Genomic DNA, 14,649 nt, shown 5'->3' with positions numbered 1-14,649 from the left:
AGCTCGGCCGCCCAGCCCTCGGTGTTGTCGTCGTAGTTCGCCACGACCTTCTCGGGCGAGATCGTCAGGGCACTGAACCCGCTCTCGACCACCTCTACGACGACGTGATCGGATGCCTCACGCAGGGTGAACTCGACGAGGGTCGACCCCGTCGCGCCGCGCGCATCGCGGTCACCCGCGGCGTGCGGCGCCCAGCGGAACGCGGCGTACTCGCGCTCGCGCAACTCGACGACGATGAGTCGCCAGACGCCGGCGCGATGGCCGCGCACCTCGGCGGTCACGGTGCCGTCTGCGTCGGTCGTCGTGGTGATGTCGTGCTCTTCGAGCTCGCCGTCGTTGATCCACCACCCGGGCTCGCTCACGAGCCGCCAGACGACGTCGAGCGGCGCCGCGATCTCGATGCTCTGCCTGATGGCATCGGCCAGTTGCTGCTCCGTCATGTCCGCGACCTTCCCCTCGACCCCTAGTGCAACTTCACAGTTGCACTAGGCGGGCCCGGCCGCAAGTCCGAATGTCGGTGGCTGGGCCTAGCGTCTGAATCGGGAAGGCAGGAGGGCCTGTGATGGACTGGAAGATCGAGCTCATCTTCGTGCCGGTGTCAGACGTCGACCGCGCGAGGGATTTCTATGTCGACCAGGTGGGGTTCCACCTCGACTACGACCAGCGCGTCAGCGACGAGCTGCGGTTCGTGCAGCTGACGCCGCCCGGCTCCGCCTGCTCCATCGCTTTCGGCACGGGCCTCGGCATCGACATGCCGGTCGGCGGGCAGCGCGGCATTCAGGTAGTGATTCCCGATGCGGATGCCGCGCGCGAGCACCTCGTCGCGAACGGCGTCGACGCGAGCCCCGTCGAAGACCTGTCGTGGGGGCGCTTCGTCACCTTCTCAGATCCCGACGGCAACCGCTGGGCGCTGCAGCAGCTGCCTCAGCGCGGCTGACCGCGCCCGCCCGCACGCGCTCACTCGTCGAGAATGCCCCGCAGCATGCTGATCGCCGCGACGCGCTCGTCATGCGTGCGGTCGGCGGGCTGCACGAGCAGCGTGGTGACCCCTGCCGCTAGCAGCGCATCGACACGCTCGGCGATCTCGTCGCGCGTGCCGATCAGCGACACCGCGCGGGCGAGCTCCTCGGGAACCGCGAACGCCGCGTCGTCCTTCTCCCCCGCGAGGAAGAGCCGTTGGATCTCGGCGGCCTCGGTCTCATAGCCGTAGCGCACCGCGAGGTCGAAGTAGAAGTTCCGGCCGCGGGCGCCCATGCCGCCGACATAGAGCGCGATCTGCTTCCGCACCTCCATGAGGGCGTACTCGGTGAACTCCCCCGTGTACAGCGCGACCGGCACGAGCACGTCGAGCGGCCCGAGCTGGGGTGCGCGCTTGGCGCGGCCCGCGGCAAGCGCCTCGCCCCAGACCTCCCCCGCCCGCTCGGGGTGGAAGAAGAGGGGCGTCCAGCCGTCGGCGATCTCGGCGGCCTGTGCGACCGACTTGGGCGACAGGGCGGCGATGTGCACGGGCACGGCCGGGCGCACGGGGTGGTTGATGAGGCGCAGCGACTTCCCGGCGCCGACGGCGCCAGGCGCCGAGGCGGGCAGGGGCAGCTCGTAGTAGCGCCCCGCGTGCGCAAGCGGCTCGCGCCGCCACACCTGACGGCAGATCTCGATGATCTCGCGCGTGCGACCGAGCGGTGCGTCGAACGGCACGCCGTGGAATCCCTCGATCACCTGCGCGCCGCTCGACCCGAGGCCGAGCTCGAACCGGCCGCCCGACAGCGCGTCGAGCCCCGCGGCCGTCATGGCGAGCAGTGCGGGCGTGCGCGTGTAGATCGGGACGATGTCGGTCGCGAGAGTCGCCGTCTTCGTGATGGCGGCGAGGTAGCCGAGCTGGCTGATCGCATCGAACGAGTACGTCTCGCTCACGCTGAACAGCTCGGCCCCCGCTGCTTCGAAGTCCGGAACCTCGCCCGCCGTCTGCAGGAAGTCCTGTGCATAGCCGAGCACGACGCCCAGCCTGGCTCGCCCCATTGCGATCCCCTCTCGTTGCATGAACGCGCGGCTACGGCCGCGACGCGTATTCCTCGGCCTGCTCGATCTGCTCGGGCGTCGGCGTGACGCCCGTGTAGAGCTCGAACTGCGCCGCCGCCTGCAGCGCGATCACCTCGCCGCCGGTGACGACGTGCGCGCCCGCCGAGCGCCCTGCGCGGATGAGCGGCGTCTCGACCGGCAGTGCGACGACGTCGAACACGACGGATGCCGCAGCGACCTGCTCCTCCGAGAAGGCCAGCGCCTCGGCATCCGGCCCGCCTGCCATGCCGATCGGCGTGACGTTGACGATGATCGGGGCGCCGAGGCCGTCAGGCGACTCGGCCCACTCCCAGTCGAGCTCGGCCGCGAGCCCCTGCCCGGCGAGCGGGTTGCGCGCAGCGATCGTGCCCTCGAAGCCGGCGTCGCGGAAGGCGCTCGCGACGGCGCGCGCCATGCCGCCGCTTCCCCGCAGCAGCACCCGGTCGTCGCGCGAGAGCCCGTGCGCCGCGATGAGCTGCTCGATCGCAAGGTAGTCGGTGTTGTACGCGGTGAGCACGTTCCGGCCGTCGACGACGTCGTTCACGATCGTGTTGACGGACTGGATCGCCGCGGCCGACGGCGTCAGCTCGTCGACGAGCGGGATCACCGCCTCCTTCCACGGCATCGACACCGAGCACCCGCGGATGCCGAGCGCGCGGACACCGGCGATCGCGCCCTCGATGTCGTTCGTGGTCATCGCCTTGTAGACGAAGTCGAGCCCGAGCTGCTCGTACAGCCAGTTGTGGAAGCGGGTGCCGTGGTTGCTGGGGCGCGCGGCGAGCGAGATGCACAGTCGCGTGTCGCGGTTCAGTTCGGGACGGGTCACTCTGCGGGCCTTTCGAATCCGGAGGTCACGAGCGCGGCCAGCGCGTCGACCGCGGCGCGGCCGCCGGGCTCCTCGGTGGCGATCTCGATGGTCGTTCCCTTCGTCAGCCCGAGCGAGAGGATCGCGAGCAGGCTGCGCGCATCGCGCCCGTTCACGGTGACGCGGGCGGGGAAGGTCGCGGCGAGCTTGACGAATTCCGCGGCGGGGCGCGCATGCAGGCCGTCGTCGTTGACGAGCGTCATAGTGCGCGCGTAGTGCCCGGATTCCGGCGGGGCGGATGCCGGTCGCGGGCGCTTTCCGGCGCCCTCCGCCGCGGTGCGCACCGCGCCCAGATCGGCGCCGGTCTGCGCCGCCACGGCTGCGGCCACCGCACCCTCGACGATCGGCGCGTCGGCGACGGCCACGCGGGCGGCGTCGTCTTCGGGCAGCTGCTCGATGGCGGTCTCAGCGGTCATCACGGCCGAGCCGAGGTCGGCGAGCACCAGCACTCCCGCTCCGGCGTCCGCGGCGCGCAGCGCGACGAGCACGCTGTCGAAATCGGTGCCCAATCCCCCGCCTGCCGCCCCGCCGACGGTGAGCACCCGCACCTCACCGGCCACCTGCGCCGCCATGTCGGCGGCGCCGCGCGCCACGAAGGAGCTGTGAGAGACGAGGACGAGCCCCACGCGCGCGCCCGTCATCGGGCGGCCGCCACCCACTCCTCGAGCTTCGCCGCGGCGGCGCCGGAGTCGACCGTCTCGGCGGCGAGCTCGAGGTTCTCACGGAAGCGGTGGAGGATGGGCCGGTCGCCCTGGGCCGGGTCGGCCGCCAGCTGGTACGCGGCGAGCCCCGCGGCGGCATTCAGCATCACGATGTCGCGCACGGCCCCGCGTTCGCCGTCGAGGAAGCGGCGGATGACCGCCGCATTGTGCTCAGGGTCGCCGCCCGTGATGTCGGCGATCGACGCGCGGGGCAGCCCGAGGTCGCGCGGCTCGATGTCGTGCTCGGTGACGAGGCCGTTGCTGATCTCCCAGATGTGGCTGTGGCCCGTCGTCGAGAGCTCGTCGAGCCCGTCGTCACCCCGGAAGACGAGCGCGGTCGCCCCGCGGGTCTGGAAGACGCCGGTGATGAGCGGCACCCTGTCGAGGTTCGAGACGCCGACGGCGGACGCCTCGGGCCGCGCCGGGTTGCACAGCGGGCCGAGGAAGTTGAACACGGTGGGAACGCCGAGGTCGCCGCGCGTCCTGGCCGCGTTGCCGAACCCGGGGTGGAACAGCGACGCCCACGCGAAGGTGATGCCCGCCCTTCGGAAGGTCTCGGCCACAGCCTCGGGCGAGCGCGACAGATCGATGCCCAGCGCGGCCAGCACATCGGACGCCCCGGAGGACGACGACACCGCCCTGTTGCCGTGCTTGATGACCGGGATGCCTGCGGCAGCGCACACGATGGATGCCATCGTCGAGATGTTCACGGTGCGGAAGCGATCGCCGCCGGTGCCCACGATGTCGAGGGCCATGGGGTCGAGCGGAAGGGGCTTCGCATGCTCGAGGATCGCGTCGCGGAATCCCACGATCTCGTCGACGGTCTCGCCCTTGACGCGCAAAGCCACGAGGAATCCGGCGATCTGGGCATCCGTTGCAGCGCCCAACATGATCTGGTCCATCGACCAGGTCGCCTCTGTGATGCTCAGATCCTCTCCCTCGAGCAGCGAGCCGATGATCGCAGGCCACGTGAGGGATTCCGCCATGCCGAGAATCCTAACGGGCGCGAGCCCTCTCGGGATTCGGACATAATGGGGTTTGTGACGAGCACCTCCATTACTCCGCAGGCGGCTCCGGTCGTCTCTCGACCGAACGTCGTCGCCGTCGGCACGATCGTGTGGCTGGGCAGCGAGGTGATGTTCTTCGCGGGACTTTTCGCGATCTACTTCACCCTGCGTTCGACCTCGCCCGAGCTGTGGGCAGCCTCGACCCCTCACCTCAACATCCCGTGGGCGACGGGCAACACGATCATCCTTGTGCTGAGCTCGTTCACCTGCCAGGCGGGCGTCTTCGCCGCTGAGCGGCTGCAGGCCCGCAAGACCGGCGGCTTCTTCAATGTCGCCAAGTGGGGCATGGTCGAGTGGTTCACGCTGACCTACGCCATGGGCGCGGTCTTCGTCTGCGGCCAGATCGTCGAGTACGCGAACCTCGTGCACGAGGGCGTCTCGATCGGGTCGAGCGCCTATGGCAGCGCGTTCTACCTGACCACGGGCTTCCACGCCATGCACGTGACGGGCGGTCTCATCGCCTTCCTGCTGACCATCGGGCGTGCCTTCGCCGTCAAGAAGTTCGGCCACAAGGAGGCCACCACCGCGATCGTCGTGTCGTACTACTGGCACTTCGTCGACGTGGTGTGGATCGGCCTGTTCCTTGTCATCTACGTCCTCAAGTAAGCACCTCGGAGAGATCCCCCTCACATGGCAAAGCTGAACCAGCCGACGACGAGCGGACGCACCAAGTCCGCCCAGCGCAAGACCGGCCGCCGTCACCCCCTCGCCACCCTCGCGCTGATCGCCATCGGCCTCGGTCTCACCGGCGGTGTCTACGCCGTCGCGACCTCCACCTCCTCCGCCTCGGCTGAGACCGCCACCGCCTCGCAGCAGCAGGTCGACGACGGTCAGAAGCTCTTCGAGGCGAACTGCGCCACGTGCCACGGCATGAACGCCGTCGGCACCACCGTCGCCCCGAGCCTCATCGGCGTCGGCGCGGCCGCCGTCGACTTCCAGGTCGGCACGGGCCGCATGCCGATGGCCGCCAACGGCCCGCAGGCGCTCGAGAAGACGCCGCAGTTCACGCAGAAGCAGACCGACGAGCTCGCGGCCTACGTCGCGTCGCTCGCCCCCGGGCCCGCCGTCCCCGCCAAGAAGTACACCGACGGCACGGGCGACGCCGCAGCGGGCGCCGAGCTGTTCCGCATCAACTGCGCCATGTGCCACAACGTCGCAGGCGCCGGCGGCGCGCTCACCGAGGGCAAGTTCGCGCCCGCGCTGAAGGGCGTCAGCCCCGTGCACATATACGAGGCGATGCTGACCGGCCCGCAGAACATGCCCGTCTTCAACGACAGGAACATCACTCCGTCGCAGAAGGCCGACATCATCACCTACCTGACGTACCTCGAGAAGAACCCCTCGCCCGGCGGCTTCGCGCTGGGTGACCTCGGCCCGGTCGCCGAGGGTCTGTTCCTCTGGATCTTCGGTCTCGGATCGGTCGTGGGCCTCGCCGTGTGGATCACGGCGAAGACCAACTGACGACTGAACGACGACACAACAGCAGCGCAAGAAGGAGAGCAATGGCACAGGACGATAGCGGGAGCGTCGAGCTCACCGAGACGTCGTCGACGGCCCTCGAGCACCCGGTCGAAGATGAGCGCCTCGGTGACCCCGGCACCGCGGTCATCCTCTCGGATGCTCCGGTCAACCCCGGTTTCCCGCCGCACCGGCCGCGTCTGACCGACACCGACCCGAAGCAGAACCGGCGTACCGAGCGCACGATCTTCACGCTCTTCTACCTGTCGATCGCCGGCAGCGTCTGGGCGATCGCGGCGTATCTCGCCTTCCCCATCGAGTCGGGCAACATGCACGACGTGCGCCTGTCCACGATGTTCATCGGCCTCGGCATGGTGCTCGCGCTGCTCGGCATCGGCATCGGCGCGGTGCACTGGGGCAAGCAGCTCATGGTCGACCACGAGGGCATCGACATCCGCCACCCCGTACGCGGCACCGACGAGACCCGTGAGCGCTCCATCGAGATCTTCGAACAGGCGAATGAGGAGTCCGGCTTCGGCCGCCGCACGCTGATCCGCAACTCGCTCATCGGCGCGCTGGTCGCCTTCCCGCTTCCCGCCGTCGTGCTGTTCCGTGGCCTCGCGCCGCAGGACCAGGATCCGATCAAGGACCTCAAGTACACGATGTGGAAGAAGGGCGTCCGCCTCACGAAGGACCCGACGGGTCTTCCCATCAAGGCATCCGACGTCACCATCGGCTCGGTCTTCCACGTCATCCCCGACGGGCTGAACGACGCCGAGGACATGCTCGACGAGAAGGCCAAGGCGGCCGTGCTGCTCATGCGCCTCAAGCCGGAAGAGCTGCACGTCTCACCCGACCGCAAGGACTGGAACTACCACGGCATCGTGGCCTACTCCAAGATCTGCACCCACGTCGGCTGCCCCGTCGCCCTGTACGAGCAGCAGACCCACCACCTGCTGTGCCCGTGCCACCAGTCGCAGTTCGACATCACGCACGAGGCGCGCGTCATCTTCGGCCCGGCCGGTCGGCCGCTGCCGCAGCTGCCCATCACGGTGGACGACGAGGGCTACCTCGTCGCGCAGAGCGACTTCCACGAACCCGTCGGCCCGAGCTTCTGGGAGCGCAACTCATGAGTACCGAAACCCCTCGCGCTGAGTCCGCTGACGGCAGCATCCCGCGCATCAAGCGCGACGGCTTCTTCGGCGCCACCGCCAACTACCTCGACGAGCGCACGAGCATCTCGGCCGTCGTCAAGGAGTTCGGCCGCAAGATCTTCCCCGACCACTGGTCGTTCCTGCTCGGTGAGGTCGCGCTCTACAGCTTCGTCGTCATCCTGATCACGGGCGTCTTCCTGACGTTCTTCTTCCAGGCGTCGATGGCCGAGGTCGTCTACAACGGGCCGTGGGTGCCGCTCAAGGGCATCACGATGTCGAGCGCGCTCGACTCGACGCTGCACATCAGCTTCGAGGTGCGCGGCGGTCTGCTGATGCGCCAGATCCACCACTGGGCGGCGCTGCTGTTCGTGGCATCCATCGGCCTGCACATGCTGCGCATCTTCTTCACCGGTGCGTTCCGCAAGCCGCGCGAGCTCAACTGGGTGATCGGCTTCACGCTGTTCGTCCTCGCCATGGCCGAGGGCTTCACCGGCTACTCGCTGCCCGACGACCTGCTGTCCGGCAACGGCCTGCGCATCATCTCGGGCATGATCGAGGGCATCCCGCTCGTCGGCACCTGGATCAACTTCCTGCTCTTCGGCGGCATGTACCCGGGCACCGCGATCGTCGGCCGCCTCTACACCCTGCACATCCTGCTGCTTCCCGCGCTGGTCGTCGCGTTCATCGCGATCCACCTCGTGTTCGTGGTCGTGCACAAGCACACCCAGTTCGCGGGCCCGGGCCGCACGCAGAACAACGTGGTCGGCTACCCGATCCTCCCCGTCTACGCGGCGAAGGCCGGCGGCTTCTTCTTCATCGTGTTCGGCGTGATCGTCCTGATCGCCTCGCTCTTCACGATCAACCCCGTCTGGGAGTACGGCCCCTACGACCCGTCGCCCATCTCGGCCGGTACTCAGCCCGACTGGTACATCGGCTTCGCCGACGGCATGCTGCGCCTCATCCCGCCGCACCTCGAGACGTACTGGCTGCACCGCACGTGGTCGTGGTTCATCATCATTCCGGTGTTCATCCTGGTGGCGTTCATCGTGCTCGTCGCGATCTACCCCTTCATCGAGGCGTGGGTCACGGGCGACAAGCGCGAGCACCACATCCTCGACCGTCCGCGCAACGCAGCCACGCGCACGGCCATCGGAGCGGCCGGCGTGACGTTCTACGCGGCCATGTGGGCAGCGGCGTCCGGTGACCTCATCGCGACGCACTTCAAGCTGTCGATCGAGGGCGTGACGCACGCGATCCAGATCTCGCTCATCCTGGGCCCGATCCTGGCGTACTTCATCACGAAGCGCGTCTGCCTCGCTCTGCAGAAGAAGGACCGCTCGCTCGCGCTGCACGGCTACGAGTCCGGCCGCATCGTGCGCCTGCCCGGTGGCGAGTTCATCGAGGTGCACCAGCCGGTCGACGAGTACCAGCGCTGGCACCTGGTCAGCCAGGAGGGCTACGCGCCCCTGGTCGTGCGCCCCGACTCGCGCGGCCGCATCTCGCAGGCCACGCGCTTCCGCGCCGCGATGTCGCGCTGGTTCTTCCAGGACCGCCTGACGCCGCTCAGCCAGGCCGAGATCGAGGCTGCCGCGCACCACGGGCACGGCGCCGAGACCCCCGAGCTCGAGGGCGCCTCGCACTAGGCGTCCGCGACGCACCCGCCGTTCGGGCACCGCATGTCTGTGCAGACTCTTGCTGCATGGCTGCGGTGCCCGAACTGCGTTAAGGGCCTCGAGCCGATCGAGGATGCCGCAGCCGCGGTGCTCGGCTGCGCGTCCGGCCACCGCTTCGACGTCAATCGGCGCGGCTACGTGACCCTGCTGCCGCCGCGCAGCCGGGTCGTCGGCGACAGCGCCGCGATGCTCGACGAGCGCGAGGCCCTCCTGGCGTCCGGCGCATACGCGCCGATCCGCGACGCTCTGATCGCCGCCGTGCGCCCGTCTCGGCCCCGCACGGTGCTCGACTCGGGCACGGGCACCGGGTGGTACCTGCACGGGCTTCTGGACGCGATCTCCGCCGCGTCCGCGGTGCCGGCACGCGGACTCGCCAGCGACCTCTCCCCCGCCGCGGTCGCCCGGGCGATGCGCGGCCGACCCGACGTCGACGGGCTCGTCGCCGACGTGCACGCTCCCCTTCCCGTGCGCGATGCAGTGGCGGATGCCGTGACGGTGGTCTTCGCTCCCAGGAATCCGCCCGAATTCGCCCGTGTCCTGCGCTCAGGCGGTGTTCTGGCGATCGTCGTGCCGCGCGCCGACCACCTCGCCGAGCTGCGCGCGATCGGCGGCATGCTCGCCGTGCCAGACGGCAAGGCCGGCTCGGTCGAGGCATCCCTCGCCGAGTGGTTTCTTCCCACCGCTGCCCAGCACGTGCGCTACGAGCTGCCGCTCAGCCCCGAGCGCGCGCGCCAGCTGCAGGGCATGGGCCCGTCGGCGCACCACGTGGCGCGCTCCCCCGAGTCGGCTGCGCAGCTGGCGGCATCCGACCTTCCGGCATCCGTCACGGTCTCCGTCGACGTCCTCGCCTTCACCCACCGCTGACGGCTCCCCGCGGCCCGGGCGCAGCGTCCGGCGAGGTAGGTGTCGCGCGCAGAACCCTCGATCGCGCGCACGCGTGCGCGGTTTCGGTACGCGGAACGGTGTGTTCTACGTGCGGCGCGCACGAGAGCGGGCGGAACGTGCGGCCCGAAACGCCCCGCCCCACCCGCAGGCCCCGCACGCCCACGCACAAAAGCGCCCCTCCGCCGAAGCGAAGGGGCGCTCGTGTGAAGCGGTCTAGCGGGCGAAGTTGCCGCGGTAGTACTCGAAGACCCAGCCAGCCAGTGCAACGAGCAGCAGCGGGGCTCCGATGAACGCCACCCAGACGCCCACCGCCAGGCCCAGGGCCATGACGGCGATGGCACCGCCGAGGAAGAAGGGCCACCAGCTCCAGGGGCTGAAGTGACCGATCTCGGGGTCGGCGTCGTCGATGTTGGCGTCGAGACGGTCCTCGGGAAGCAGCTGGCCGTAGCCCTTGGCCGTGCGCCCCAGGAAGAAGGCGAGGAACACGCCGAGGATCGCCGACAGAGTCAGCGCGACCGTGCCCACCCACTCGATGTGGCCGCCGTAGTAGATCCACGACCAGACCGAGTAGGTCGCCGCCATCAGCGCGAAGAAGATGGCGAGGATCCAGAAGATGATCGAGTTAGAGCGCACTGGGGTTGCTCACCTTCTCGCCGACAGTGGCGTTGCCTGCAGGGTCGATGATTCCGGAGACCTCGGGGTGGTTGAGGTCGAACGCCGGCGACTCCGAGCGGATGCGCGGGATCGACGTGAAGTTGTGCCGCGGCGGCGGGCAGCTGGTCGCCCACTCGAGCGAGCGGCCGTAGCCCCACGGGTCGTTCACGGTGACCTTGGGCGCAGTGCGCGCGGTGATGTACACGTTCAGCAGGAACGGGATCATCGAGACCGCGATCGTCATGGCGCCGATCGTCGACAGCTGGTTCATCCAGGTGAAGCCATCGGATGCCGCGTAGGTGTAGTAGCGGCGCGGCATGCCGATCACGCCCAGCCAGTGCTGGATGAGGAACGTCGTGTGGAACCCGATGAAGAGCAACCAGAAGTGCCAGACGGCCAGCTTCTCGTTGAGCATCTTGCCGGTCCACTTGGGCCACCAGAAGTAGAAGCCCGAGAACATCGCGAAGACGACGGTTCCGAACACCACGTAGTGGAAGTGCGCCACGACGAAGTACGAGTCAGAGACGTGGAAGTCGAGCGGCGGCGACGCGAGGATGACACCGGTCAGACCACCGAAGGTGAAGGTGACCAGGAAGCCGATCGCGAACAGCATCGGGGACTCGAAGGTGAGGGACCCCCGCCACATCGTGCCGATCCAGTTGAAGATCTTCACGCCGGTCGGCACCGCGATGAGCATCGTCATCAGGGAGAAGAACGGCAGCAGGACCGCGCCGGTGACGTACATGTGGTGCGCCCACACCGAGACCGACAGCGCCGCGATGGAGATCGTCGCGTAGATCAGGGTCTTGTAGCCGAAGATCGGTTTTCGACTGAACACCGGGAACACTTCGGAGACGATGCCGAAGAACGGCAGCGCGATGATGTACACCTCGGGGTGACCGAAGAACCAGAACAGGTGCTGCCAGAGCAGGGCTCCGCCGTTGGCCGCATCGAAGATATGCGCTCCGAACACGCGGTCTGCGCCAGCACCGAAGATCGCGGCCGCGAGCACCGGGAAGGCGAGCAGCACGAGGATCGAGGTGACCAGCGTGTTCCACGTGAAGATCGGCAGGCGGAACATCGTCATGCCGGGGGCGCGCAGCGTGATGATCGTCGTTATGAAGTTCACGGCGCCGAGGATGGTTCCGAAGCCCGAGATGCCGAGGCCGAAGAACCACAGATTCCCGCCGTCGCCTGGTGAGAACGTCTCGTTGGCGAGCGGCTGGTAGGCGAACCACCCGAAGCTGGCCGCACCCTGCGGGGTGAGGAAGCCGAGGACGGCGATCGCCGAACCGAAGTTGTAGAGCCAGTACGCGAGCGCGTTCAGACGCGGGAACGCCACGTCGGGGGCGCCGATCTGCAGCGGCATGAGCGCGTTGGCGAAGCCCGCGAACAGCGGCGTCGCGAACATCAGCAGCATGATCGTGCCGTGCATCGTGAACAGCTGGTTGTACTGCTCGCGCGTGGGCACCACGTCGAGGCCGGGCTCGAACAGCTGTGCGCGGATGATGAGTGCCATCACGCCGCCGATGCAGAAGTAGACGAACGACGTGATCAGGTACATGTACGCGATCGTCTTGTGATCGGTCGACGTGATCCAGTTGACGAGGATATTGCCCTTACGGTCTGCCTTGTTCTTCGTGTAGGGCAGCGCGGCGGTTGTTGCAGTCATGATCCTTGTTCGCCTCAGTCCGTGCCGTTGCTGGTGAAGCCGGAGTCGGTCCCGTTGCCGGGGAGGTTCTGGTTGCGGTTCTGCTCGTCACCGAGCGAGCCGGTGAAGCCCTTGGCCTTCAGCTCGTCGATGTGGGCCTGGTAGTCGGCCTGCGAGACGACCTTCACGCGGAAGAGCATCGCCGAGTGGTACTCGCCGCAGAGCTCGGCGCAGTCGCCCTTGTACGTGCCGATCCGGGTCGGCGTGACGTACATGTGGTTGACGTGGCCGGGGATGACGTCCTTCTTGTAGAGGAACGCCGGAACCCAGAACGAGTGGATGACGTCGCGCGACTTGAGCGTGATGTCGACCTTCTCGTTCACGGGCAGGTACAGGGTGGGCAGCTCGTCTTCGACGACGTTGCCGTGGGTCGGGCCCTGAGCGGCGTTGGAGGCCGGCTGGGCCTGGATGCCCGGGTCGTAGACGTTGTCGCTCGTGTAGTCCCAGTCCCACGCCCACTGCTTGCCGTAGACGGTGACCTTGAGGTCGGGGTGCGCGTAGGGCTTCTCGATCGCGTCCTGGTCCTTCGCGGTGAAGGCGAAGAACCCGATGATCAGGATGAACGGCACGATCGTGTAGAAGATCTCGATCGGCATGTTGTAGCGCAGCTGCACCGGCAGACCGGTCTGGCCCTTGCGGCGGCGGTAGACGATCGTGGCCCAGATGATGAGGCCCCAGACGATGATGCCGACGACCAGAAGGACGATCCAGCTCGTGACCCAGAGGCCGGCGACCCGGCTCGTCATCGTGGTGACGTCCTTCTCGCCCTCCACGAAGCCGGGGAGGTAGCCGTGCAGCTGATCCTGCGAACAGCCGGCGAGTACCAAAGCGAGCGACGCTGCGATCGGGATCGCGGCCCATCGGAGACGACGAGTGTGACGCACCGGTGACCTTTCGTGTGGAACGTTGGGGGACCTTCGCTTAGCCTAGCGCGCTCCCGAAGCGCCGCTGATGTGATAGGGATGCCCCGGCGAGCCGTTAAACGAACTCAGGCCGCCTGGAAAGGCGGCCTGAGCACGGGTTTTGAGTTGCGCGCAGCAACCGAAGAACGACTAGTGGAACGAGTCGCCGCAGGCGCAGGAACCCTGCGCGTTGGGGTTGTCGATCGTGAAGCCCTGCTTCTGGATCGTGTCCTCGAAGTCGATGGTCGCGCCGTCGAGGTAGGGCTGGCTCATCTTGTCGACGATGACCTCGACGCCGTCGCCGAACTCGACCACGCCGTCGCCGTCGAGCATGCGCTCGTCGAAGTACAGCTGGTAGATGAGGCCAGAGCAGCCGCCCGGCTGAACGGCGAGGCGCAGGCGCAGGTCCTCACGCCCTTCCTGCACGAGCAGGCTCTTCACCTTGTCGGCTGCGGCGTCGCTCAGAAGGACTCCGTGTGCCTTCTCGTCGACCTGGGGTGCCACTGCGGTGTCGGTCATACCGAACTCCTTCCGGGTACGTCTGCGCTCAGTGTAAGCAGGGATCCGCCAAGATCGCTGGTTCAGCCCGCGTTGAGTCGCCCGAGCAGCAGCGCCTCACTCAGGATGGCGCGCTTGAAGACGCCGAGGTGCAGCGACTCGTTCGGGCTGTGCGCGCGCGTGTCGGGGTCCTCGACGCCCGTCACGAGGATCTGCGCCTCGGGGAAGACCCGCACGAGGTCGGCGATGAACGGGATGGAGCCGCCGATGCCGGCCTCGACGGGTGCCGTGCCCCAGGCATCCGCCATCGCCTGCTTGGCCGCGGCGACGGCCCAGCCGCGCGTGTCGACGAGGAACGGATCGCCGCCTTCGAAGTCGTGGAACTCGAGTCGCGCGCCGAACGGCGCGTTGGCCCTGAGGTGCGCGACGAGGGCGTCGCGGGCGTCATCGGAGGTCTGCCCCGGCGCGACCCGCATGCTGAGGCGAACCGTCACCTGCGGCGACAGCGTGTTGGACGCGTTGGCGATGGACGGCGCGTCGATTCCCGTCACCGTGATCGAGGGCTGGAACCAGAGGCGGCTGAGCACGCTGCCCGTGCCGATCGGGCTGACCCCGTCGATGAGGGCCGCGGATGCCCTGAGCTCCGCCTCGTCGAAGTCGGGGGTTACGGCGTCGTGGCTCGCGAGCCCCGGCACCGCGACCGAGCCGTTCTCGTCCCACAGGGTCGACAGCAGCTTGATGGTCGCGAGCATGGCGTCGGGCGCCGCGCCGCCCCACATGCCCGAATGCGAGGCGTGCCCGAGCGTCGACACCGTGAGGTTGAATGCGCAGGCGCCGCGCAGCGCGACGGTGAGGTTGGGGGTCTCGGTGTCCCAGTTGTCGCTGTCGGCGACGATGATGACGTCGGCGGCGAGGGCGTCGCGGTTGTCTTCGAGGAAGTTCACGAAGGAGTGGGAGCCGTGCTCCTCCTCCCCCTCGATGAACACCGCAAGGCCGAGTTTGAGTTCGCTGCCCGCCCCCGCGACG

General features: G+C 68.3%; 16 protein-coding genes. 6 read left to right on the top strand and 10 right to left on the bottom strand.

What is annotated here, in order from left to right; all coding sequences use genetic code 11:
• A partial coding sequence (locus ACM2XV_RS06595) for an SRPBCC family protein (RefSeq protein ID WP_487026350.1) occupies positions 1-440 on the bottom strand: 440 nt, incomplete at its 3' end.
• A gap of 122 nt (positions 441-562) precedes the next feature.
• Between ACM2XV_RS06595 and ACM2XV_RS06590 the strand changes: the two genes are divergently transcribed.
• A complete protein-coding gene (locus ACM2XV_RS06590; RefSeq protein WP_344778130.1) occupies positions 563-937 on the top strand; it encodes a VOC family protein in 375 nt (124 codons plus the stop codon).
• A 20-nt stretch (positions 938-957) separates the two neighbouring features.
• On the opposite strand, the gene ACM2XV_RS06585 is transcribed toward ACM2XV_RS06590, so the two are convergent.
• The 4 genes from ACM2XV_RS06585 to trpD are packed head-to-tail and all read right to left on the bottom strand — an operon-like array spanning position 958 to position 4,607.
• Positions 958-2,016, bottom strand: coding sequence for an LLM class F420-dependent oxidoreductase (locus ACM2XV_RS06585; protein ID WP_487026349.1), 1,059 nt, complete (start codon positions 2,014-2,016; stop codon positions 958-960).
• Between the two features lie 31 nt (positions 2,017-2,047).
• Positions 2,048-2,881, bottom strand: a complete 834-nt coding sequence (locus ACM2XV_RS06580; RefSeq protein WP_487026348.1) for a shikimate 5-dehydrogenase — start codon at positions 2,879-2,881, stop codon at positions 2,048-2,050.
• Positions 2,878-3,579 carry a dihydroxyacetone kinase phosphoryl donor subunit DhaM gene (gene dhaM / locus ACM2XV_RS06575; RefSeq protein WP_487026347.1) on the bottom strand — a complete coding sequence of 234 codons (702 nt, stop codon included), beginning with the start codon at positions 3,577-3,579 and terminating at the stop codon, positions 2,878-2,880. Before dhaM ends, ACM2XV_RS06580 begins: the two co-directional genes overlap by 4 nt.
• Entirely contained in the window at positions 3,558-4,607 is a 1,050-nt protein-coding gene (gene trpD / locus ACM2XV_RS06570; protein ID WP_487026346.1) for an anthranilate phosphoribosyltransferase, read from the bottom strand. The genes dhaM and trpD overlap by 22 nt, the downstream gene beginning before the upstream one ends.
• 45 nt (positions 4,608-4,652) lie before the next feature.
• Here trpD and ctaE point away from each other — a divergent pair, with 45 nt between their 5' ends.
• From ctaE to ACM2XV_RS06545, 5 genes are read left to right on the top strand one after another with little or no spacing between them, the layout of a single operon-like run.
• On the top strand, positions 4,653-5,294 hold the full coding sequence (gene ctaE / locus ACM2XV_RS06565; RefSeq protein ID WP_344778140.1) for an aa3-type cytochrome oxidase subunit III: 642 nt from the start codon (positions 4,653-4,655) through the stop codon (positions 5,292-5,294).
• 24 nt (positions 5,295-5,318) lie between these two features.
• A complete protein-coding gene (qcrC, locus tag ACM2XV_RS06560; RefSeq protein ID WP_344778142.1) occupies positions 5,319-6,149 on the top strand; it encodes a cytochrome bc1 complex diheme cytochrome c subunit in 831 nt (276 codons plus the stop codon).
• A gap of 41 nt (positions 6,150-6,190) precedes the next feature.
• On the top strand, positions 6,191-7,279 hold the full coding sequence (qcrA, locus tag ACM2XV_RS06555; RefSeq protein ID WP_344778144.1) for a cytochrome bc1 complex Rieske iron-sulfur subunit: 1,089 nt from the start codon (positions 6,191-6,193) through the stop codon (positions 7,277-7,279).
• On the top strand, positions 7,276-8,943 hold the full coding sequence (gene qcrB / locus ACM2XV_RS06550; RefSeq protein WP_344778146.1) for a cytochrome bc1 complex cytochrome b subunit: 1,668 nt from the start codon (positions 7,276-7,278) through the stop codon (positions 8,941-8,943). The genes qcrA and qcrB overlap by 4 nt, the downstream gene beginning before the upstream one ends.
• Positions 8,944-8,976: 33 nt before the next feature.
• Entirely contained in the window at positions 8,977-9,837 is an 861-nt protein-coding gene (locus ACM2XV_RS06545; RefSeq protein ID WP_487026344.1) for a putative RNA methyltransferase, read from the top strand.
• Between the two features lie 234 nt (positions 9,838-10,071).
• Here the strand turns inward: ACM2XV_RS06545 and ACM2XV_RS06540 are convergent, their stop codons facing one another.
• The 5 genes from ACM2XV_RS06540 to ACM2XV_RS06520 all read right to left on the bottom strand — a co-directional run.
• Positions 10,072-10,491, bottom strand: coding sequence for a cytochrome c oxidase subunit 4 (locus ACM2XV_RS06540; protein ID WP_487026343.1), 420 nt, complete (start codon positions 10,489-10,491; stop codon positions 10,072-10,074).
• Positions 10,481-12,184, bottom strand: a complete 1,704-nt coding sequence (gene ctaD / locus ACM2XV_RS06535; RefSeq protein WP_487026342.1) for an aa3-type cytochrome oxidase subunit I — start codon at positions 12,182-12,184, stop codon at positions 10,481-10,483. The genes ACM2XV_RS06540 and ctaD overlap by 11 nt, the downstream gene beginning before the upstream one ends.
• 14 nt (positions 12,185-12,198) lie before the next feature.
• Complete coding sequence (gene ctaC, locus ACM2XV_RS06530) at positions 12,199-13,107, bottom strand: aa3-type cytochrome oxidase subunit II (RefSeq protein WP_344778154.1); 909 nt, start codon at positions 13,105-13,107, stop codon at positions 12,199-12,201.
• A 168-nt stretch (positions 13,108-13,275) separates the two neighbouring features.
• Positions 13,276-13,644 carry a HesB/IscA family protein gene (locus tag ACM2XV_RS06525; protein ID WP_344778156.1) on the bottom strand — a complete coding sequence of 123 codons (369 nt, stop codon included), beginning with the start codon at positions 13,642-13,644 and terminating at the stop codon, positions 13,276-13,278.
• A gap of 62 nt (positions 13,645-13,706) precedes the next feature.
• A partial coding sequence (locus ACM2XV_RS06520) for a M20/M25/M40 family metallo-hydrolase (RefSeq protein WP_487026340.1) occupies positions 13,707-14,649 on the bottom strand: 943 nt, incomplete at its 5' end.

Source organism: Gryllotalpicola sp. CP2-P1 (assembly GCF_057512245.1).
This window is presented reverse-complemented; position numbering and strand designations above follow the sequence as displayed.